The organism is Alsobacter metallidurans (genome assembly GCF_014636935.1).
Classification (GTDB): Bacteria; Pseudomonadota; Alphaproteobacteria; order Rhizobiales; family Beijerinckiaceae; genus Alsobacter; species Alsobacter metallidurans.
On the sequence record NZ_BMES01000003.1, the window covers coordinates 279,729 to 299,975 of the forward strand.

General features: G+C 69.5%; 21 protein-coding genes. 9 read left to right on the forward strand and 12 right to left on the reverse strand.

Features of this window, described 5'->3' with window-relative positions; genetic code table 11:
- Nucleotides 1–79: 79 nt before the first annotated feature.
- The 3 genes from IEV99_RS22150 to IEV99_RS22160 are packed head-to-tail and all read left to right on the forward strand — an operon-like array spanning nucleotide 80 to nucleotide 3,031.
- Entirely contained in the window at nucleotides 80–1,138 is a 1,059-nt protein-coding gene (locus IEV99_RS22150) for a glycosyltransferase (protein WP_244644014.1), read from the forward strand.
- Entirely contained in the window at nucleotides 1,135–2,142 is a 1,008-nt protein-coding gene (locus IEV99_RS22155; protein WP_188520019.1) for a GNAT family N-acetyltransferase, read from the forward strand. Before IEV99_RS22150 ends, IEV99_RS22155 begins: the two co-directional genes overlap by 4 nt.
- Complete coding sequence (locus IEV99_RS22160; protein WP_188520020.1) at nucleotides 2,135–3,031, forward strand: class I SAM-dependent DNA methyltransferase; 897 nt, start codon at nucleotides 2,135–2,137, stop codon at nucleotides 3,029–3,031. The genes IEV99_RS22155 and IEV99_RS22160 overlap by 8 nt, the downstream gene beginning before the upstream one ends.
- Before the next feature lie 9 nt (nucleotides 3,032–3,040).
- Here the strand turns inward: IEV99_RS22160 and IEV99_RS22165 are convergent, their stop codons facing one another.
- Entirely contained in the window at nucleotides 3,041–4,243 is a 1,203-nt protein-coding gene (locus tag IEV99_RS22165) for a DNA topoisomerase IB (RefSeq protein ID WP_188520021.1), read from the reverse strand.
- A gap of 102 nt (nucleotides 4,244–4,345) precedes the next feature.
- On the opposite strand from IEV99_RS22165, the gene IEV99_RS22170 reads away from it, so the two are divergent.
- The gene (locus IEV99_RS22170; RefSeq protein WP_244644015.1) at nucleotides 4,346–5,077 is read left to right on the forward strand and encodes a phosphatase PAP2 family protein; all 732 of its coding nucleotides are present in this window, start codon (nucleotides 4,346–4,348) and stop codon (nucleotides 5,075–5,077) included.
- Nucleotides 5,078–5,160: 83 nt separating this feature from the next.
- Entirely contained in the window at nucleotides 5,161–6,201 is a 1,041-nt protein-coding gene (locus IEV99_RS22175) for a hypothetical protein (RefSeq protein WP_188520023.1), read from the forward strand.
- 205 nt (nucleotides 6,202–6,406) lie between these two features.
- Here the strand turns inward: IEV99_RS22175 and IEV99_RS22180 are convergent, their stop codons facing one another.
- Nucleotides 6,407–8,131: a methyl-accepting chemotaxis protein gene (locus IEV99_RS22180; RefSeq protein ID WP_188520024.1), complete on the reverse strand. Its 1,725-nt coding sequence runs from the start codon at nucleotides 8,129–8,131 to the stop codon at nucleotides 6,407–6,409.
- Between the two features lie 387 nt (nucleotides 8,132–8,518).
- On the opposite strand from IEV99_RS22180, the gene IEV99_RS22185 reads away from it, so the two are divergent.
- Nucleotides 8,519–8,932 (forward strand): GFA family protein, encoded by a 414-nt coding sequence (locus IEV99_RS22185; RefSeq protein ID WP_188520025.1) that lies wholly within the window; start codon nucleotides 8,519–8,521, stop codon nucleotides 8,930–8,932.
- A 184-nt stretch (nucleotides 8,933–9,116) separates the two neighbouring features.
- Here the strand turns inward: IEV99_RS22185 and IEV99_RS22190 are convergent, their stop codons facing one another.
- The 4 genes from IEV99_RS22190 to IEV99_RS22205 all read right to left on the reverse strand — a co-directional run bounded on the left by IEV99_RS22190 (nucleotide 9,117) and on the right by IEV99_RS22205 (nucleotide 11,694).
- Nucleotides 9,117–9,608, reverse strand: coding sequence for a DUF1178 family protein (locus IEV99_RS22190; protein ID WP_188520026.1), 492 nt, complete (start codon nucleotides 9,606–9,608; stop codon nucleotides 9,117–9,119).
- Nucleotides 9,609–9,657: 49 nt separating this feature from the next.
- Nucleotides 9,658–10,518: a carbon-nitrogen hydrolase family protein gene (locus IEV99_RS22195; RefSeq protein ID WP_188520027.1), complete on the reverse strand. Its 861-nt coding sequence runs from the start codon at nucleotides 10,516–10,518 to the stop codon at nucleotides 9,658–9,660.
- Nucleotides 10,519–10,551: 33 nt separating this feature from the next.
- Nucleotides 10,552–10,806, reverse strand: a complete 255-nt coding sequence (grxC, locus tag IEV99_RS22200) for a glutaredoxin 3 (RefSeq protein ID WP_188520028.1) — start codon at nucleotides 10,804–10,806, stop codon at nucleotides 10,552–10,554.
- A gap of 78 nt (nucleotides 10,807–10,884) precedes the next feature.
- Entirely contained in the window at nucleotides 10,885–11,694 is an 810-nt protein-coding gene (locus IEV99_RS22205) for a ComF family protein (protein WP_188520029.1), read from the reverse strand.
- 80 nt (nucleotides 11,695–11,774) lie between these two features.
- On the opposite strand from IEV99_RS22205, the gene IEV99_RS22210 reads away from it, so the two are divergent.
- Nucleotides 11,775–12,686 (forward strand): methyltransferase domain-containing protein, encoded by a 912-nt coding sequence (locus IEV99_RS22210; protein ID WP_188520030.1) that lies wholly within the window; start codon nucleotides 11,775–11,777, stop codon nucleotides 12,684–12,686.
- A 13-nt stretch (nucleotides 12,687–12,699) separates the two neighbouring features.
- Here the strand turns inward: IEV99_RS22210 and IEV99_RS22215 are convergent, their stop codons facing one another.
- A complete protein-coding gene (locus IEV99_RS22215; RefSeq protein ID WP_188520031.1) occupies nucleotides 12,700–13,488 on the reverse strand; it encodes an HpcH/HpaI aldolase family protein in 789 nt (262 codons plus the stop codon).
- A gap of 427 nt (nucleotides 13,489–13,915) precedes the next feature.
- A complete protein-coding gene (locus tag IEV99_RS22220) occupies nucleotides 13,916–14,230 on the reverse strand; it encodes a DUF1476 domain-containing protein (protein WP_188520301.1) in 315 nt (104 codons plus the stop codon).
- Nucleotides 14,231–14,564: 334 nt separating this feature from the next.
- Between IEV99_RS22220 and purC the strand changes: the two genes are divergently transcribed.
- Together purC and IEV99_RS22230 are read left to right on the forward strand one after the other, a co-directional pair.
- The gene (gene purC / locus IEV99_RS22225; protein WP_188520032.1) at nucleotides 14,565–15,359 is read left to right on the forward strand and encodes a phosphoribosylaminoimidazolesuccinocarboxamide synthase; all 795 of its coding nucleotides are present in this window, start codon (nucleotides 14,565–14,567) and stop codon (nucleotides 15,357–15,359) included.
- A gap of 155 nt (nucleotides 15,360–15,514) precedes the next feature.
- Nucleotides 15,515–16,363 carry a hypothetical protein gene (locus IEV99_RS22230; protein ID WP_188520033.1) on the forward strand — a complete coding sequence of 283 codons (849 nt, stop codon included), beginning with the start codon at nucleotides 15,515–15,517 and terminating at the stop codon, nucleotides 16,361–16,363.
- 441 nt (nucleotides 16,364–16,804) lie between these two features.
- On the opposite strand, the gene IEV99_RS22235 is transcribed toward IEV99_RS22230, so the two are convergent.
- Genes IEV99_RS22235 through sdhC form a run of 4 tightly spaced genes read right to left on the reverse strand, consistent with a single transcriptional unit; the run spans nucleotide 16,805 to nucleotide 20,244 of the window.
- Nucleotides 16,805–17,584 (reverse strand): succinate dehydrogenase iron-sulfur subunit, encoded by a 780-nt coding sequence (locus IEV99_RS22235; RefSeq protein WP_188520034.1) that lies wholly within the window; start codon nucleotides 17,582–17,584, stop codon nucleotides 16,805–16,807.
- Between the two features lie 16 nt (nucleotides 17,585–17,600).
- Entirely contained in the window at nucleotides 17,601–19,433 is a 1,833-nt protein-coding gene (sdhA, locus tag IEV99_RS22240; RefSeq protein ID WP_188520035.1) for a succinate dehydrogenase flavoprotein subunit, read from the reverse strand.
- 3 nt (nucleotides 19,434–19,436) lie between these two features.
- Nucleotides 19,437–19,835 carry a succinate dehydrogenase, hydrophobic membrane anchor protein gene (gene sdhD / locus IEV99_RS22245; RefSeq protein ID WP_188520036.1) on the reverse strand — a complete coding sequence of 133 codons (399 nt, stop codon included), beginning with the start codon at nucleotides 19,833–19,835 and terminating at the stop codon, nucleotides 19,437–19,439.
- 10 nt (nucleotides 19,836–19,845) lie between these two features.
- The gene (sdhC, locus tag IEV99_RS22250) at nucleotides 19,846–20,244 is read right to left on the reverse strand and encodes a succinate dehydrogenase, cytochrome b556 subunit (protein WP_188520037.1); all 399 of its coding nucleotides are present in this window, start codon (nucleotides 20,242–20,244) and stop codon (nucleotides 19,846–19,848) included.
- Between the last annotated feature and the right edge of the window lie 3 nt (nucleotides 20,245–20,247).

The following is a 20,247-nucleotide window of genomic DNA, read 5'->3' on the forward strand; positions in this document are numbered from 1 at the left end:
GCGACCCTCCCCCTCGAGAGGAGGGTGGGCCTGCGGCCTGCCTCGGCGCGCGCTGCGCCGCATTGGCGGGGCGACGGGCGTGACCGGGGCGATCCTCAGCGTGGCCTACCCGTTCGCGGCCGTGGGGCCGGATGCGGCGGGCGGGGCCGAGCAGGTGCTGTCGGCGGTGGAGAGCGCCATCGTGAGGTCGGGCCGGCGCTCGATCGTGATCGCCCAGGAGGGATCGAGGGTGGCGGGCGAATGCGTCGCGCTGCCGCGCGTCGACGCGGTGCTGACAGAGGCCGCCCGTGACGCGGTCCGGCGGCAATGCCGAACCGCGATCGAGGCCGTGGCGGCCCGCGAGGCGGTTGACCTCATCCATTTCCACGGGATCGACTTCCCGTCCTACCGGCCCGATCTCGACGTTCCGATGCTCGCGACGCTGCATCTGCCAGCGGACTGGTACGACCCGTCGATCTTTCGGCCCGGCCCGCGTCCACTCTGGCTCAATCCGGTTTCGGCCACGCAGGCCGCCGCGTGCCCGTCTTCCGCCAACCTCCTCGCCCCGATCGAGAACGGCGTGCCGGTGGACCGGCTCCAGGCGATCCGCGTCAGGAAGCGCGATTTCGCGCTGGTGCTCGCCCGAATCTGCCCTGAAAAAGGTGTCCACCTCGCGATCGAGGCCGCCAGGGCGACCGACATCGACCTTGTGATCGCCGGCGAGGTCTTCGCCTATCCGGAGCACCAGCGCTATTTCGCCGACGAGATCGCGCCGAGGCTCGACAGCCGGCGCCGCTTCGTCGGGCCGGTCGGCTTCGCGCGCAAGCGCCGGCTCCTCCATGCGGCGCAATGCCTGCTGGTTCCGGCCCTCGTGGACGAGACCAGCTCGCTCGTGGCCCGCGAGGCCATCGCGTGCGGCACGGCCGTGGTGGCGTTCCGGCGCGGCGCCCTGCCGGAGGCGGTGCGGGACGGCGAAACGGGCTTTCTGGTGGACGACGTCGCCGGCATGGCGGCCGCCATAGCGCGCGCCCGCGACATCGATCCCGAATGGGCCCGGGCCGTTGCGCGCGAACGCTTCTCGCTGGACGGCATGACCGGTCGCTACCTCGGGCTCTACCGCGAACTGACCGCCGCACATCGGCGCCGGGGCGCCGCATGAGCGCGCTGCAGGCCGAGATCATCCGGGACGAAGCCGCGCTTGCGGCGCTCGAACCGGCATGGCGCTCTCTTTGGCGGCGCTGCCCCGCCGCGACGCCCTTTCAATCGCCCGCCTGGCTTCGACCCTGGTGGGCGGTGTTCCATCCGGGCGCGCTCGCGACCGTGGCCGTGTGGGACGGCCCGGTTCTGGTCGCCCTCGCGCCGCTTTATCGCGAGAACGGCCCCGACGGCGGCCGCCTGCTGCCGGTTGGGATTTCGCTCTCCGACTTCTGCGACGTGCTGCTGGACCCCGCCTGCCCGGACGCCGCCGGCGCGCTGGGCGCCGCCACCGCGCGGATCGGCTTGCCGGTGCAATGGGTGGACCTGGCGCCCGACGCCGCCGGCTGGTCGGTCGCGACGCCGCCCGGCTGGAGCAACGAGAGCGGCCCCGGCGAAAGCTGCCCGGCGCTGGACCTCGACCGCGACCGCTCCACGGACGACTGCGGCCTGCCGCGCAGCATCCCGGCGACGCGCCGCCGGAAGACCCGCATGGCCCGCCACCGCGCCGAGCGGCGCGGTCCCATGCTGTTCGAGGACGCCGACGCGCTCGGCCCATCGGCTTTTCTGGACGCCTTGGCGCAGCTTCACGGCGCCCGCTGGCGCAGCCGGGGTGAAGCCGGCGTTCTGGACGACGCGACGGTGCGGGAATTCCACGCCCGCGCCCTGCCGCTGATGCTCGCCGAGGGGCTCGCCGAAACCGCCTTGCTGCGCATCGGCGGCGCAATCGCGGGCGCTTATTACGGCTTCCAAGACGAACGCCGCTCCTACGCGTATGTGGGCGGGTTCGACCCCGTCTTCGCGCATGAAAGCCCCGGCGCGATCTTGCTCGGGCGCGCCATCGGGCGAGCGTCGGGACGCGGCGCCGCCTCGTTCTCGTTTCTGCGCGGCCAGGAGGCTTACAAATACGACTGGGGCGCGGTTGACCAGCCCAACAGCTGGCGGCGCGTGAGCCCGCCCCATGGCTGACGCCTCGGCGCCGATCGCATCGGCTCTGGCCCGCGCAACCGCCGCGGGTTGCCCGCCCCATCTCGGGCTCATGCACCTCTTGATGGCGGCGCCGAGCGAGGCGGCGGCCCGGGACGCCCTGCGCGACGCCGTCGCGGCCCAGCCCGACGAGGCCGCGCGGACGCGGCTCGCCGCCGTGGAACGCTGCTGGGCCGAACGCCCACACGCATGGTCGACCATCCACGACGTGCTCGCACAGGCCCGGCACGACGCCCACGCGCTTTCGCCGCAAGCCGCCGTCGCCGAATGGGCGGGCGTGTTCGACAGCCTCGCGGCCAGCGCTCCGGACGCCGGCGTGGCGCTCTACGGGCTGGGCGACCCGGCGCTCACCGCGCAGGTCAGCCGCGAGCTGGTCGATGCGCTCCAACGCTGGGGCGCGCTGCGCGCGAACGCGATTGTGCTGGATTTCGGCTGCGGCGTCGGCCGCCTCTCGGCGCTGATCGCCCCGCGTTGCCGCCGGCTGCTAGGCCTCGACGTGTCGGCCGGCATGGTCGCCGAGGCGCGCCGCCGCTGCGCCGCCCTGCCCAACGCCGCCTTCGCGCAGGCGAATGGCCGCGATCTTGAAGGCGTCGCCAACGCGTCCATCGATCTCGCGCTCGCCGTGGACGTGTTTCCATACCTCGTTCAGGCCGGCGGCGACCTCGCGCCCCGCATGGTGGACGAACTCGCCCGCACGCTCGCGCCGGGCGGCCGTCTCGTGCTCGCCAACCTGTCCTACCGAGGCGATGACGCCCGCGACGCGCACGACCTGGCCGCCTGGGCGACCGCCGCCGGCCTGACGCTGGATGGCGAGCCGGACCGGCCGTTCACGCTGTGGGACGGCCTTGTGTTTCGCCTGCGCAAAGCCTGAACGCGGCGCCTACGCGGCCGCGCGCTCGTCCTTCGGCTTGCGCCTGGCGCTCTTGCGGGCGGGCTTCTCGGCGACCGCCTCCACGGATTTCTCCAGCCGCGAGCGCAGGTCCTGCTTGAGCCGGCGCTGCAGCACCACCAGGATGGCGGCCTCCTCGGGCTTCATTTTCTCGAGATTGTCGCGCAGCTCGGCGTCGACCTCCTCCTCGATGCTCTCCACCAGCCCGCCGTCCAGATAGGCGTTGAACACCTCCGGATGCACGTAGCACTTGCGGCAGATCGTCGGCGTGTTGCCGAGCCGGATGGCGACGCGCTCCACCGCGGCCTTGATGGTCTTCTTGGTCCGGGCCTGGTTGTCCACGGTCTCGAACTCCCGCAGCGTCATGGCGGCCAGCACGGTGCCCGCCCAGGTGCGGAAATCCTTGGCCGTGATGTCCCGGCCGGTGGCTTCCTTGAGGTAGGCGTTCACGTCCGCCGAAGTGACGGGCTGGCGCTCGCCGTTTTCGTCGAAATACTGGAACAGGTGCTGGCCCGGGATGTCCTGGCAGGCCTTCACCAGCCGGGCAATGCGCCGGTCCTTCACCTTCAGCTTCCAGGTCTTGCCGCTCTTGCCCTTGAAGGCGAAGCGCAGCTCCTGGCCGTCGATCTTGACGTGCCGGTCCTGCAGCGTGGTGAGGCCGTAGCTCTTGTTCTGCTTCACGTAGTCGGCGTTGCCGACCCGGATCAGCGTGTTCTCCAGGAGCTGCACCACGGTGGCCAGCACCTTCTCGCGCGGCAGCCCGCGCTTGCCCATGTCGGCGTCGATGCGCTCGCGCAGCGCCGGCAGGCCTTTGGCGAACTCCAGCATGTGCTCGAACTTGTCGCTGTCGCGCACCTCGCGCCAGCGCGGGTGGTAGCGATACTGCTTGCGTCCCTTGTCGTCGCGCCCGGTCGCCTGGATGTGCCCGTTCGGATCCGGGCAGATCCATACGTCCGTATAGGCGGGCGGCACCGCGAGCTTGCGGATGCGCTCCAGCGTCTTGGGGTCGCGGATCGCCTTGCCGTCGAGGTCGAGATAGCTCACGCCCTTGCCGGATCTACGCCGCCGGAATCCCGGCTCCTCATCCGACACGTACACGAGGCCCGCCTGCTCGGCGGCCTCACGCTGGGCCTCGTTGGTCGCCTGCTCGAGCGGGCTGGCGTCGTCGGGGAGTTCGGAGGGCTGGGAATCCATGGCGGGGGCGTCCACATTCGGTGTGGTGCAACCCCGCGGCGGGATCGCGGGTTCCCGGCGGGATCGTCGCAGCCCTCGCTTGCGGCGCAGATGGAGCCTCCCTTGATTCTCGAACAGCTGCGCGACCGCTTCCGCCTCGAACTCGGCTCCGTTCTGGCCCTGTCCATCGTGGCGGCCGGGCTCTTCGCCTTCGTGAAGATCGCCGACGAGGTCGTGGAGGGCGACACCCACGGCTTCGACCAGCGCATTCTCCTGGCCCTGCGGACGCCGGGCGACGCCGCCAACCCCATTGGTCCGCCCTGGCTGGAGGGCGTGATGCGCGACATCACGGCCCTCGGCAGCGTCACCGTGCTGAGCTTCATCACAATCGCGGCGATCCTCTATCTCGTGATGGACGGCAAGCGCCACGCGGCCCTGTTCGCGGCTGTCTCTATTGGCGGCGGCACCCTGCTGTCCTTTGTGCTGAAGATCGGCTTCGATCGCCCGCGCCCGGCGCTGGTGGCCCACTTGGTGGATGTCCACACCCTCAGCTTTCCGAGCGGCCACGCGATGATGTCCGCGGTGGCCTACATCACGCTGGGCGCGCTGCTCGCACGGGTGAGCTCCAAGCGCCGCGTGAAAGCCTTCGTGGTGGCGCTTGGCCTCCTGCTGGCCGTCGCGATCGGCTGCAGCCGGGTCTATCTCGGCGTGCACTGGCCCACGGACGTGCTGGGCGGCTGGGCTGTCGGCTGCGCGTGGGCGATGCTGTGCTGGCAGCTCGCGCGCGTCCTGCAGCGGCGCGGCGCCGTCGAGCAGCCGTCCGAGGAGCAGTCCACCGGGCCGGCCACAACCTGAGATTGCGTTTCCGTCCGGCTTGGTAAGAAACAGGTAAACAATCGTGGTTACCAAAGAATGGAGATCCATTCCGAGGCTCAGCCATGACGACCGTCTCCGAGTCTGCTCCCACCGCACCGGCGGGCGCCGAGGCCCCCCTGGACGCGGCCTCCGCCGCCCCCGAGGTCCGGCCCGAGCCGAAGCCTGAGCTCAATCCCGCGATCAAGCCCGAGCTCGCCAAGGCGCCCGTGCAGGAGGTGCCAAAAAGCGTGATCGCCGCGCAGACGGCCCTGATGCGCGCCCGCGCCAGGGCGACCGCCGCCCATGTCAACGCCTCCTCGGCCCGGCGCTACGCCCCGGTGGCGGCCGGTCTCGCGGTCGCGCTCGCAGTCGGCGCCCTTGTGGGCGGCTTCGTGTCGCACAAGCTTCAGAACCGCGCGCTCACGGCCGCCCATCACGAGACCGAGCAGGTCCGCTCCGTCCTGGCGATGACGCAGTGGAAGGGAACCGGCGCCGTCGCCAATCCCCGCGACGCCCAGAAGCTCGCCTCGGACCTGCGCGGCCTGCGCGCCGCCGTTGACGTCGTGAAGGCTTCGGTGGACCGCACGGCCGGCTCGGACGAAATCCGCGCGCTCGAAAAGCGCGTCGCCACGCTGCGCGACAGCCTCGAAAAGTCGCGCGCCGAAACCGCCGTCGCGGTTGCGCAGATCGGCGCCCAGGCCGAGCGCGCCAAGGCGGACTCGGCCGGCGCCCTCGCGCAGGTCGCGGCCCAGATCGCCCGGCTCGAGCAGTTCGAGCGCGAACCCGCCGCCCGCATCGCCGCCATCGCCGAAAAGCTCGACCGCGCCGATCGCCAGCGCGATCCCGTCACGACCGCGTCGATCGCGCCTGCGCCGGCCGCGGCGGCCGCCGCGCCGCCCGAAGCGCCTGTTGCTGCGGCCGCCAAGGCCCCCGCCAAGCCCGAATCCCTGAAGGGTTGGTCGGTGCGGGGCGTCTTCAACGGCATCGCCTTGCTGGAAGGCCCAGGGGGCCTCTACGAAGTCGCCCGCGGCGACGTTCTCCCGGGCATCGGCCGCGTCGACGCGATCGAGCGCATCGGCAAGAGCTGGACCGTGCAAACCAGCAAGGGCGTAGTGGGCGGCTGATCAGGGGCCCCGATCTGCGAGCGGGTTCCCCTCCCGTCATCGCCAGCGAAGCGCAACAGATTAGCTGAAGCTGGGCCAGTGAACGCGAGCCTCGCGCCCGGCGTCTGGAGTGCTTCGTCGCTTCGCTCCTCGCAAAAGGGGCGAGGCGGCTCTCGCCGTTCCATGCGGCGCAAGCTCTGCCGATGTCGGCCCGAGGATCCGTGCCTCAGCCTCGCGCGGACACCAACCCGTAGGCCGTGCGCACCGCGCCCCAATGGCGGCCTTCCACGAACACCGGGGAACTGACTTCCTGGACGACGCCCGCGAAGTCGGACGCGTAGGAGTGGATCAGGCAGGGCCTGAGATTGCGGGCGGCCGCCAGCCCGGCGCCGTCATTCAGCATGCGGCCAGGCAGGCTGCGGGCTTCCGCCGCGCGGCCGCAGGCGACGACGCAAAAGCCATTGCGATCCACCAGAAAAGCGGCCAACGGCTGCGGAGCCTCGCCGCAATGGGCGTCGATGAGCTGGTCCATCCCCTCCTGCAGCACGGCCAGATGCATCAGCCCGAAGCGGGGCGGATGCGCCCCCGGCTGGGCGATGTAGCTGGTGTCGAACAGGTCGGCAGGGGCGATCCAGCCTTCCAGCAGCAGGGCCTCGTAGCGGCGCGCCACCGTGTCGGCGAGCGCGCCGGAGCGCACCCGCAGCGGCGCATAGCTTTCGGTGAGGCGCGCCAGCAGCTCGCGCAGCGCGGCCCGCGAGCCGGCATCCGCATTCTGGATGCGTAGCCCCAGGCCGTTGCGTTTCACCGACGCGATCCGGGCCTCGAAGCGCCCGAGCCTCGGCGCTTCCAGGATCACGGCCTCGCCGACGGCGTCCAGCAGCGTCTCGCCCGTGTGCACGAAGGCGCCTTCGGGCGAGACGTTGCCGGTCTGCACCGGGATCACCCGTCCGCCGACATGCAGCTTGGCGTCGATCACCACCGGCAGTCGGTCCGCGATGGTTTCCTGGTTGTCGGTCTGCCGCACCAGGATCGAAGCGTTGTCGCTGAGCTGCGCGATCGTGATGTCAGTTTTTTCCGAGGCCTGGTCGGCCGCGCCGGCGAGCACCACGGCCTCGTCGCCGAGGGCGTCGATGCGCAGCGCCTCCATGTTCACCTCCTCGGCGAACTGGGCCGCCTCAGCGGCGCTGCGGCCGATCTCGGTCGTGGTGGCGACCTGGACGGAGACGGCCTCCACCACGGTCGCGAAGCTGTCGCGCAGGTCGCTGATCGCGAGACCCAGCGTCGAGACGTCGTCGATGGACGTCAGCGCGCTGGCCCGCACCTTGTCGATCGTGGACGCGATGCGGTTCGTCGCCTCCTGGGTGGCGATGGAGAGCGCCTTCACCTCGGAGGCCACAACCGCGAAGCCGCGCCCGGCGTCGCCGGCCCGCACGGCCTCGATGGTGGCGTTCAGCGCCAGCAGGTTGGTTTGCCGGGCGATGGAGGCAATCAGATTCACGACCTGGCCGATTTCCGCGACGGAGTCCCGCAACTGGCCGACGCCCTCGCTGGCCCGCCGCGCGCGCGACTCGGCCGCGTCCACCGTGACGCTGGACTCGCCAATGCGGCTGCTGATCGTGTGGCTCGCGGAAGCGAGGTCGCGCAGCGCCACCGAGATCGCGCCCGAACTGTTGCGGGCCGCCTCGGCCATGCCGGCGAAGGATTGCGCCCGGCCGCGCAGCCGCTCCAGCAGCCCGAATGCGTCGCGCAGCTTGCGGCGCAGCTCAAAGTTGGCCTCGCCGACCTCGCGGACATTGCGGAACACGTCGGCCTGCATCAGCCGGATCGTCTCGCTTGCGTCGCGGGCGGGCGGTTCCATCGAACGGGGCGTCGGCCGCGGCTCCGCCTCCGGAGCGTTGCCGGAGATCTCGGCCTTTGCGTCGTTCCCGACGGATTTGAACCAGAAACGCATCAACGGACCCTGCACGGACATCCGGATCATGGGTCGGAAAAGTTAAGCCTTCGGCACAACTGGTGAAGAAAACCGATCAACTTAGACGAGTATTCACCCATAGCTCTCGCACCAGTATAGATCACGCACCTGTGCAATTCATCAGGTGACGATATCGGCAGGCGTCATGCGAAGCTCATCATGCGCAAGCTGGCAACCGCCCGGTGAGCGGCTATGGAAAGTTATCGCTGATCGTCGACTTTCGGCGGATGAAGCCGAATCATGGTCGAACATGCGGCGCCCTGCGCCTGCCTCGGCCATCAACGACGGACGTCCACGAGCGCGATGGACCCGACGCCCAAGCTCGCCGTTATATGGAATTGGACGTCAGGCGAGCAGGAGGGGAGCATGGACGGTGTCACCGGGGGATGCCTGTGCGGCGACATTCGCCTTCGGGCGACCGGGAGCCCTTACCGGGTGGGCCTGTGTCACTGCCTCGACTGCCGCAAGCATCACGGGGCGCCGTTTCACGCGTCCGCGATCTATCCCGAAACCGCCGTCACGGTGACGGGCGAAACCCACGACTTCAAGGGCCGGCACTTCTGCCCGCGCTGCGGCTCCTCGGTCTTCGCGCGCTCGGCCGACGAGATCGAGGTCAGCCTCGGCGCGCTCGACGCGCCCAGCCAGTTGGCGCCGACCTACGAGCTCTGGACCATCCGCCGCGAAAGCTGGCTCCCCTCCTTCGGCCTCGCCAGCCGCTATGAACGTGATCGCGAAAACGACAGCCGCCAAGAAGGCGACGTCATCCGCCTCGGGACCTGATGCAAGCTGCGCATACGCAATTTGCCCCATCATCGCCGCGCCTCGCCGTCGTTGCGAGCCGGAGGCGAAGCAATCCAGTCTAATAGCCCGGCGTTAGATGGATTGCTCCGCGTCGCTCGCAACGACGGCAGAGGCGCCCACGGCGGAGCATCATCGAGCGACACACCCTCGTTGATGAGCTCGGTCAGTTGCGGTCGTCGTTCAGCCACGGGATCGCGGTGGCGTCGATGCCTTCTTCGGCGAGCGCCTGGGCCTCCTCGGCGGAGGCTTCGCCGTAAATGGCGCGGAAATCCGTCAAGCCCTCATGCATGCGGCGGGCCTCGGCCGCAAATCCGCGCCCGACATTCTCGGCATTGGCCTTGATGTGCTCGCGCATGCCGGCCAGCAACGCGCGAAACGCCATGTCGCGCTCGCTCAGAAGAGCGACGGGGGCCGCCCCGCCCGGCGACGGCCCACTGGCGGGCCCATCGGCGTCGCTCGGCTCCGGCGCCGGCGCAGCGGCGTCGCGGTCGGTCCGGGCTACGCTCGGCGCCATGATCTGCTTGGCGATCTTGGCCGAGCCGCAATGCGGGCATTCCACCAGCCCGCGCGCCGCCTGGTCGTCAAAGGATGCGCCGTCGCGAAACCAGCTCTCGAAAGAGTGGCCGGATTCACAGGCGAGAGCGTAGCGGATCATCGGGCGGCTGCAGGGTTGTGGAACGCCGTCGCGCCGTGCCGTCGGCCGCTCACGCGGTCCGGGCGCGGGGCGCAGCCCCGGCGAGCTCGACCCGGAACGTGCGGGTGTGCTGCAGCGTGGGAATGCGGCCACGGGCGTCAGCCACCAAAGCGGGGTCGATTTCCGCCATGATCACGCCCGGCTGGTCGCCGGCTTCCGCCAGCACGCGGCCCCACGGATCAACGATGATGGAGTGCCCGAATGTCTCGCGTCCGTCCTCGTGCAGGCCCGCCTGTGCGGCCGAGATCATGAACGAGCCGGTCTCGATCGCGCGGGCCCGGTGCAGCACCACCCAGTGCGCCTCGCCGGTCTGGCGCGTGAAGCAGGCCGGGGCGGACAGGAAGTCGGCGCCGGCCTCGGCGAGCGCCCGATAGAGATAGGGGAAGCGAACGTCGTAGCAGATCGACAGGCCGAGCCGCCCGCCCGGCAGATCGGCCAGCACGGCGCTGTCCCCGCCCGTATAGGTGCGGCTCTCGCGCCAGCTCTCGCCATTGGGCAGGTCCACGTCGAACAGGTGAACCTTGTCGTAGCGCGCCTCGATTTCGCCGGTCGGGGCGATCAGGAAGGCCCGGTTCGCGATCTTGCCGTCGTCGCGCAGGATGGCGAGCGAACCCGCATGGATATGGATCCCGAGCTCGCGCGCCAGGCCCTGGAAGGCCGCCAGCATGGGATCCCGGCCCTCGGGCGCGATGGACGCGAACAGGCCGTTCCGGTCCCGGTTCACGGCGTTCGACATCTCGGGGGTCTGCACATAGCTCGCCCCCGCCGCCGCCGCCTCGCGGATCAGGCCGGCCGCCTGATTGATGTTGGCGGCAGGATCGACGCCGGATCGCATTTGCGCGCAGGCGGCGATAAAGGGGGTGCGGCTCATGGCGGGTTCTCGCGTTTGGAACGCTTCAGGATTTCAGGCGGCCAGCAGCGTGTCGAGCTTGCCGGCCCGCTCCAGCGCATAAAGATCGTCACAGCCGCCGACATGCTGGTCGCCGATGAAGACCTGCGGAACCGTGGAGCGCCCGGCGCGCTGCGCCATCGCGGCCTGGCCGTCGCGGTCGGTGGTGACGTCGATCTCCTGGAACTGCACGCCCTTCTGGCGCAGCAGGTCCTTGGCGGAGTGGCAGTAGGGGCAGTACGACTTCGTGTAGATGGTGACGGCGGACATGCGGAAGCTCCGGTAGCGCGTTCGTCCCGCCTATATAGTGGCGGGCGCGCGCGAATTCCAAGCGTCGCAGCCATGCGGTCAGGCGGGCAGGCAGACCCGCGCGAAGGTGAGCACGTCCACGGCCTCCGCGCCGCCGCGCAAGAGGGCCCGCGAGGCCGCGTTGGCGGTGGAGCCCGTGGTGTACACGTCATCCACCAGCAGCACGCGCCGGCCCTTGATGGCGAGCTTGCCCGCCTCCGTGACCGCGAACGCGCCCTGCAGGTTCTCGGCGCGCTCGTTGCGGGTGAGGCCCACCTGCGAGCGCGTGCGCCGCCGCCGCTCAAGGGCGTCCGGCGCGAGCTCGGCCCCGCTTTCCTGCGCAACCGCGGCCGCCAGCGCGCCCGCCTGGTTCATGCGCCGGCGCCACAGGCGCGTCCAGTGCAGCGGCACGGGCGCGATCACGGGCCCGTCCGCCAGCAGCTCGCGCCCGGCCCGCGCCATCCAGCGCCCCATCATGGGCGCGAGGTCCATGCGGTCGCCGTATTTGAGCCGGTGCGCGAGCTCTCGCCCGACCGCGTCGTGGCGCATGGCCGCGCGGGCGCGCGCGAACACGGGCGGGTCGCCGGCGGCCGCGAGCGAGATCGCGCCCGGGCCCATGTCCACCGGAAAGGGCGCGCCCAGGCGCTCGCAATACGGGCGCTCGATCCAGGGCGCGGCGCGCCAGCACGGCGGGCACAGCGCGTGCGCCTGCGCGAGAGCGCGCCCGCACGCGACGCAGCCGGGCGGGTACAGCACGTCCACGGCGGCGCGCAGGCCCAGGCGGGCGCCCTCGCGCGCGAGCGCGGTCGCGCGCACCCAGGCGCGGAGGCGCTCGGCAGGAGGCGCGGGCGGAGGCGTTTGGTCGTCCATGCGGGCGAGCCTAGGCCCGGGCGGGCCTGCAACGCACCACGCGTTTGACGCGGGCGCCCCCGCGCCCCATACCCCCACGCATGAGCGCGCCTCCTCGCCTGTTCGACCGCGACCTCGCCCGCACCCGCCTCGCCCGGGCGCTCGCCGGGCCGGACCCGCACGGGGCCGCGTTCCTGCTCCGGCGCGCGGCCGAGGACCTGGGCGACCGGCTGGGCGCGGTGCTGCGCCGGTTCGAGCGCGCGGTCGACCTGGCGGGCGCGCTGCCCTACGCCGCGGAGGCGCTGGCCGCGAGCCCGAAGGTGGGCGCGGTGACGCGCATCGCTCCCCTGCCCGAACCCGCGGACCCGCGCTGGACCACGCTGGCGGGCGACGAGGAGGCGCTCCCGCTCGCGCCCGAGAGCGTGGACCTGGTCGTGAGCCTGCTCACGCTCCAGGGCGTGAACGACGTGCCCGGCGCGCTGGCGCAGATCCGGCGCGCGCTGCGCCCGGACGGGCTCTTCCTCGGGTGCATGGTCGGGGGCGCGACGCTCACGGAGCTGCGCCAGGCGTTCACGCAGGCGGAGAGCGAGGTCGAGGGCGGCGCGAGCCCGCGGGTGTCGCCCTTCGCGGACGTGCGCGACCTGGGCGCCCTGCTGCAGCGCGCCGGGCTCGCGATCCCGGTCACGGACACGGACGCCTTCGTGGTGCGCTACGCCGACCCGCTGGCGCTGATGCGCGACCTGCGCGCCATGGGGGCCGCCAACGCGCTTGTGGCGCGCCGGCGCACGCCCCTGCACCGCGCCACGCTGGTGCGCGCGCTGGAGATCTACGCCGACCGCTTCTCCGACCCGGACGGGCGGGTGCGGGCGACGTTTGAGCTGATCTGGCTCTCCGGCTGGGCCCCGCACGAGAGCCAGCAGAAGCCGTTGAGGCCGGGTTCCGCCCAGGCGCGCCTCGCCGACGCGCTGGGCGTGCCGGAGCGGCCGACGGGCGAAAAGCCCGGCGAGGGCTAGCCGCCTGCGGGCTCTAGCCCGCCTTGCAGGCGCCGATGAACGCGTTCGCGCCGGCGCGCAACTGCATCACGTCGGTGCCGAGCGACACGAAGTCGTAGCCCATGCGGATCACGTCCGCGCCCTTGGCGCCCGTGGTCACGAACGTGCAGGCGGCCTTGCCGTGGGCCTTGCAGCGCTGCGCCACATGGGCGAGCGCGGAATCCACCTCGGCGGCCATCGGATTGACCGACTTGCCGTCCGAAAGGGCGATCGAGAGGTCGCCCGGGCCCACCAGCACGCCGTCGATGCCGTCCACGGCCAGGATCTCGTCGATGGCGGCCAGCGCCGCGCGGGTCTCCACCATCGCGATCGTGGCCGTGAGGGCGTTGGCCTGGGCGAGGTATTCGGGCGCCGACAACCCGCAAACATTCAGCGCCACCGCCGGTCCCCAGCTGCGCTCGCCTAGGGGCGGATACTTGGTGAAGCTCACAAGCGCCCGCGCGTCGGCGGCCGAGTTCACCATGGGGGCGATCACGCCGGCCGCCCCGGCGTCCAGCACCCGCGACGCGGTGGCGAACTGGCCAACCGGGATGCGCACCAGCGCGGGCTTGCCGGCCAGCGCCACCTGGGCGATGCCCTGCACCACCGAGTGGAGGTCGACGAAGCCGTGCTGCATGTCGAGCACGACGCTGTCGAAGGGCTCGGTCGCCACCATGCCGGCGACGAGCGGATCCGGCAGCCCGACCCAGCCGGTAAGGAGGCCCGAGCCCGTGCCCTTGCCGAGGCGCTGCGTCAGGGAGGCGAAGGCTGGATTGAGCGGCATGGCGTTTCCCCTGGCCGACCTGGCGCCGGCGCTTCTGCGGCGGCGCGCCGTCGTGGGCGCCGCTTCGGGGACAGACACTAGGGTCGGGCCGGCCGAACCCGCAACCCGGCCGCGCGGCATGGCAGCCTCGGCGTCAGCGCAGCGGTTGCGCGCTCGTCACCCTCCCTCAAGGGGAACGGTCGACGGGCGAAGCAGACGGGGTGAGGTGGGGCTGGGGCAGCGCTCTGTCGGCCGGGATCAGGAGGCCTCGAGCTTCACGCCCGACCTCACCCCACCCCGCCGCTGCGCGGCGACCCTCCCCCTCAAGGGGAGGGTGGGATGGAGCCCTGGCGGCCAGCTTCGAGTCCCTCATTCGTCAGCGTTGCTGACACCTTCTCCCGTCGAGAGAAGGGGCGCGGCCACGAGGAGATTATGCGCCGTTATCGTCTCAGGCGCCGTCCTGCACCTGCTGCACGGCCTTGGCCATCATCTGGTTCATGACGGTGCGGATCTCGGTTTCGGTGGCCTTGCCGCCGAGGTCGCCGCTGACCTTGCGATAGACGTCCTCGTCGCCGACTTCCTCGAAATCGGCCTTCATGACTTCGCGCGCATAGTTCTCGGCGTCCGGCCCGGTCTTGCCGAGCTTTTCGGCGACCCAGAGGCCGAGCAGCTTGTTGCGGCGGGCCGTGGCCTTGAAGCGCAGCTCCTCGTCGTGGGCGAACTTGCTTTCGAAGCCCTGCTCGCGCTTGTCGAACGTCGTCATCATGTCCCCTCTCGTTTGGGCCCGGCGCGTGCCGCCGTCGCCGAATCTCGTCCCCGATATAGCTACGCGCCGGCCCAGGCGCCAGTGTTCGACGGGGCCGTTGCGCCGCTCCGGCTTGCGTTGCGGCGCACACGGGGCCATATACGCCGTGAACGCGGACAGCCTCGCTGATCGCCCGGACGCTTTGGCGATCGTCGCAGCAGGCCGAAAGGCCGCAACATTGTGCTGGCGCCCCCGATAAGCTAGTTTGCGGGCGCGAGCGCGAGGCGGGTCCGATCCATATCCGCCCGCGTACTACGTCGCGGACGATCTCCCCAGGAGCCCGGCCGTACCCATGGATTTTCTCAAGACACGGTATACGCCGATGAACCGCCGCCGTCGCATCTACGAAGGCAAGGCCAAGGTCCTCTATGAGGGTCCGGAGCCGGGTACGTTGATCCAGCACTTCAAGGATGACGCGACAGCCTTCAATGCCAAAAAGCATGAGGTCATCGACGGCAAGGGTGTGCTCAACAACCGTATCTCCGAGTACATCTTCCAGCACCTGAACGACATCGGCGTGCCGACCCACTTCATCCGTCGGCTGAACATGCGCGAGCAGCTCATCCGCGAGGTGGAGATCATTCCGCTCGAGGTCGTGGTGCGCAATGTCGCCGCCGGCTCCCTGGCGACGCGCCTCGGCATCGAGGAAGGCACGCAGCTGCCGCGCTCGATTATCGAGTTCTACTACAAGAACGACGCGCTCAACGACCCGATGGTGTCGGAAGAGCACATCACGGCGTTCGGCTGGGCGACCCCGCAGGAGATCGACGACATCATGGCGCTGGCCATTCGGGTCAACGACTTCCTGTCCGGTCTCTTTCTCGGCGTCGGCATTCGGCTCGTCGACTTCAAGATGGAATGCGGCCGCCTGTGGGAAGGCGACCTCATGCGCATCGTCGTCGCGGACGAGATCTCGCCCGACAGCTGCCGGTTGTGGGACATCAAGTCCAACGACAAGCTCGACAAGGATCGCTTCCGTCGCGACCTTGGCGGCCTGGTCGAGGCTTACACCGAAGTGGCGCGCCGCCTCGGCATCATCACCGAGAACGAGCGTGTCGGCGCCGGCGGCCCCAAGCTTGTGCAGTAAAATTCTACAACTCGAAGTAGAAAGCCGCCTCCGGGCGGCTTTTTCTTAACCAAACGTTCACATGATATCAGATTTTAGACGACACACCTTTTGGTAATCACGACGATCTGTTAAGTCTCCTTCCAGTTCGCGTTGTAACTGGAAGGCCCTTTCCAATGGCGTCTGCCCCTCGTCCGCTGCCTGCCGCCCCCACCCTGATCAGCGTCGCCCATGCGGGCGGCCAGGGCAAAACCACAACCGCACAGCTTCTGTATCTCGCGTCCAAGAAGCTCGGCCAGAGCTACGGTCTCTACGCCGCCGACTTCACGGACGAATCCGGACGCTCCAAGCTGGGCAAGCTTTACCCGGACCGGGTCACGGAGTTCGGCGTCGGAGCCTCGCTCACGGCCGCCAGAACCGAGAACAACGCCAACGCGGCGCTGCGTTATTGGGACAAGGTCGGCCCGCTGTTTCTGGAAGGCGGCGCCATCGTGGACCTTGGCGCCAACGTGATCCAGAGCGTGGTGGCTTGGGGCGCGGACCGCAACCTCGCCGGCCTGATGGAAAAGAAGCACGCTCCCAAGGTCGACCTGTTCTGCGTCTGCAAGGCGCAGAAGCACGCCTTCGATGACATCGCGAACCTGATCGAGACCGTGGTCGCCAAGAAGCCGTTCCGGCTCAACCGCATCTTCATTGTCAAGAACGAGGTCGGCGGTTCCTTTGAAGGCGCAGGCTTCGAGGCCGGCCTGAAAAGCAAGTTTCCGGATCGGGACCTCATCTTCGTGACGTTGCCGGCCTGCCAGGCCGAGATCTGGCCCGCCATCGAGCGTAACGGCGTTTCGCTCGAAGCCGTGCTGGAAGCCGACGAGGACCAGCTCATGGACATGCTGGACGTCGACCTCTGGACCGCGTCGTCGGGTCTCGCCGAGGTGAGGTCCTGGTTCGACTTCGTGTTTCGCACGCTCAAGGAGGCGGACGTCTTCACCCGCCGCGAAGTCCGGCTGGCGGCCTCCAAGGCGTCCTGACCGACTAGGGCGGTCACGCCGGGAACATCCTCCCGGGATGCGAGGGGCTGCGAAGCGATCCAGCCCGATGCCGGGCCGCTAGACTGGATTGCTTCGCCTCCGGCTCGCAATGACGGCGAGGCGCTGCGATGAAGGTCAAATCCTCTCGTCATCCCCGGCGGCGCGGAGCGCCGGGGAGGCGATTCAGGAGACTTGGCCCGGCATCGGGGAGTGGCCCTGGAGCCCCGTCCCGACCTGCCGCGCAGGCCGCCCGGGATTGCGGCCGTGAGCTTTTGTCTATACGGCAGTGAGATAGACGGCGGCGGTTCTCCTCCCGTCATTGCGGGCGCAGCGAAGCATCCAGCCTAACGCCGGGCCGCTAGACTGGATTGCTTCGCCTCCGGCTCGCAATGACGGCGAGGCGCTTTGTGGTTGCGCGCCCGGTATGCCCGGCGCAAGCGGTCAGAACTGGCGCGTCACCATCATCTTCTTGATTTCCGCGATGGCCTTGGCCGGGTTCAGGCCCTTGGGGCAGACCTTCGCGCAATTCATGATGGTGTGGCAGCGGTAGAGCCGGAAGGGGTCTTCCAGGTTGTCGAGGCGCGCGCCCGTCGACTCGTCGCGCGAGTCGATCAGCCAGCGATAGGCCTGCAGCAGGGCGGCGGGGCCCAGATAGCGGTCGCCGTTCCACCAATAGCTCGGGCAGGATGTCGAGCAGCAGGCGCACAGGATGCACTCGTAGAGGCCGTCGAGCTTGTGCCGGTCGTCGGGTGACTGGCGCCATTCCTTCTCGGGGCTCGGGCTCGTGGTCTGCAGCCAGGGCTCGATGGAGGCGTGCTGGGCGTAGAAGCTCGACAGGTCCGGGACCAGGTCCTTGATCACCGGCATGTGCGGCAGCGGGTAGATCCGCACCGCGCCCTTGATGTCGTCCGTCGCCTTGGTGCAAGCGAGCGTGTTGGTCCCGTCGATGTTCATCGCGCAGGAGCCGCAGATGCCTTCGCGGCAGGAGCGCCGGAAGGTGAGCGTCGGATCGATCGTGTTCTTGATCCAGATGATCGCGTCCAGCACCATCGGGCCGCAATCGTCGCGGTTCACCCAATAGGTGTCGATGCGCGGATTGCTCTCGCCATCCGGGTCGTAGCGGTAGATGCGGAACTCCGTCAGCCTGTTGGCGCCGGCCGGCTTCGGCCACGCCTTGCCGTCGACCGGCCGGGAGTTCTTGGGAAGGGTGAGCTGAACCATGTGACGCAGTGCTCCCTTAGTACACGCGAGCCTTGGGCTCGATGTACTGGACGTCGTTGGTCATCGTGTAGGTGTGCACGGGCCGGTAATCGAGCGAGACTGCGTAGTTCTGCTCGTCGACCCAGGCCAGCGTGTGCTTCATCCAGTTCTTGTCATCGCGATCCGGGAAGTCCTCGCGCGCCTGGGCTCCGCGTGACTCCTGCCGGTTCAGTGCGCCCTCCATGGTGACCACCGCCTGGGTGATCAGGTTCTCGAACTCCAGCGTCTCGATGAGATCGGAGTTCCAGATCATGGAGCGATCCGTGACCTTGATGTCGGCGGCGCCGCGCCAAACATCCGTGATCAGCTGCTTGCCCTCGGCCAGCACCTCGCCGGTGCGGTACACCGCGCAGTTGTTCTGCATGGTGCGCTGCATGCGCTCGCGGAGTTCCGCCGTGGAGGTCGAGCCGTTGGCGTAGCGCGCCTTGTCGAGGCGCGACAGCGACAGCTCGGCCGAGTTCTTGGGCAGCTCGGAATGCTTCTCGCCCGGCGTCACCAGCTCGGCGGCGCGCAGGCCGGCCGCGCGGCCGAACACCACGAGGTCGATCAGCGAATTCGAGCCCAGCCGGTTGGCGCCGTGCACGGACACGCAGGCGGCTTCGCCGAGCGCCATCAGGCCGGGCACCACCGTGTCGGGGTTGCCGTTCTTCAGGGTCAGCACTTCGCCGTGGTAGTTCGTCGGCACGCCGCCCATGTTGTAGTGCACGGTCGGCAGAACCGGGATCGGCTCCTTGGTGACGTCCACGCCCGCGAAGATCTTGGCGCTTTCCGAGATGCCGGGCAGGCGTTCGTGCAGGATCGCGGGGTCGAGATGGTCGAGATGCAGGTAGATGTGATCCTTGTTCTTGCCGACGCCGCGGTCGGCCCGGATCTCCATCGTCATCGCGCGTGAAACCACGTCGCGCGACGCCAGGTCCTTGGCGGAGGGTGCGTAGCGCTCCATGAAGCGCTCGCCCTCGGAGTTGGTCAGGTAGCCGCCCTCGCCGCGCGCGCCCTCGGTGATCAGGCAGCCCGCGCCGTAGATGCCGGTGGGGTGGAACTGCACGAACTCCATGTCCTGCAGCGGCAGGCCGGCGCGCAGCACCATGGCGTTGCCGTCGCCCGTGCAGGTGTGGGCCGAGGTGGCCGAGAAATAGGCCCGGCCGTAGCCGCCGGTCGCCAGCACGGTGAGATGCGAGCGGAAGCGGTGAATGGTGCCGTCGTCCATCTTCATCGCGACGACGCCGACGCAGCGGCCTTCCTCGTCCATGATGAGGTCGATCGCGAAGTACTCGATAAAGAACTCCGTGGAGGCGCGCAGCGCCTGGCCGTAGAGCGTGTGCAGGATGGCGTGGCCGGTGCGGTCCGCGGCCGCGCAGGTGCGCTGGGCGGTGCCCTTGCCGTATTCGGTGGTCATGCCGCCGAAGGGCCGCTGGTAGATCTTGCCTTCCTCGGTGCGCGAGAACGGCACGCCCCAATGCTCGAGCTCATACACGGCGGCGGGCGCGTTGCGGCAGAGATACTCGATGGCGTCCTGGTCGCCGAGCCAGTCGGACCCCTTCACGGTGTCGTACATGTGCCAGCGCCAGTCGTCCGGCCCCATGTTGCCGAGCGAGGCCGAGATGCCGCCCTGCGCCGCCACGGTGTGCGAGCGGGTGGGGAACACCTTGGAGATGCAGGCCGTGCGCAGGCCCGCCTGGGAGCAGCCGACCGTGGCGCGCAACCCCGCGCCGCCGGCGCCCACCACCACGACGTCGAACGTGTGGTCCGTGATCGGGTAGGCCTTGCCGTTCAGCGAGGGAGCGGCGGTTCCGTTGGCAGGTCCGGCCATGGTTCAGACTCCAAAGCTCAGCTTGAGGATCGCGAACGCGCAGGCGAGGCCCGTCGCGATCGAGAAGAAGGTGTTCAGCACGAGGAGGGCGATCTTCGGCACGTCCTCGTGGACGTAGTCCTCGATGATCACCTGCATGCCGATGCGCATGTGGCTGACGCCCGCGCCTACGAACAGCAGCATCATCAGCGCCACGAACGGGTTGCCGAGCAGCCGGCGCGCCGCGTCGTAGTCCTTGCCGGCGGCCAGGATGACGACCACCACGAACACCAGCGTGAGCGGGATCAGCGCCACCGCGGTGACGCGCTGCTTCCAGAAATGCTCGGTGCCCGCGCCGGCGCTGCCGAGGCCGTGCACGCGCTTGTAGGGCGTCTGGATGGAGAATTTTCCGAAGACCGACATCCGGTTCTCCTCAGCGCACGATCAGGGCGACGACCCAGATCAGGATCGTCAGCACGATGGAGCCGATAATGTTGAGGCGGGCCATGTTCTCGCGCGCTTCGGGGCCAAAGCCCAGCCCGACATCCCACACGAGATGCCGTACGCCGCCGATGAGATGGTGGATCAGCGCCCAGGTGTAGCCGAACAGGATCAGCTGGCCGATGATCGACCCCATGAACCATTGCACCCGCGCGTAGCCGGCGGGGCCGCTCGCGGCGCCGATCAGCCACACCACCAGCAGCAGCGTGCCGACATAGAGCGCGCCCCCGGTGATGCGGTGCAGGATCGACATCACCATCGTGAGGTACGGGGTGAAGATCTGCAGGTGGGGGGAGAGCGGACGTTGCGTCCGGACCGGGGAGTCGGCCATGGC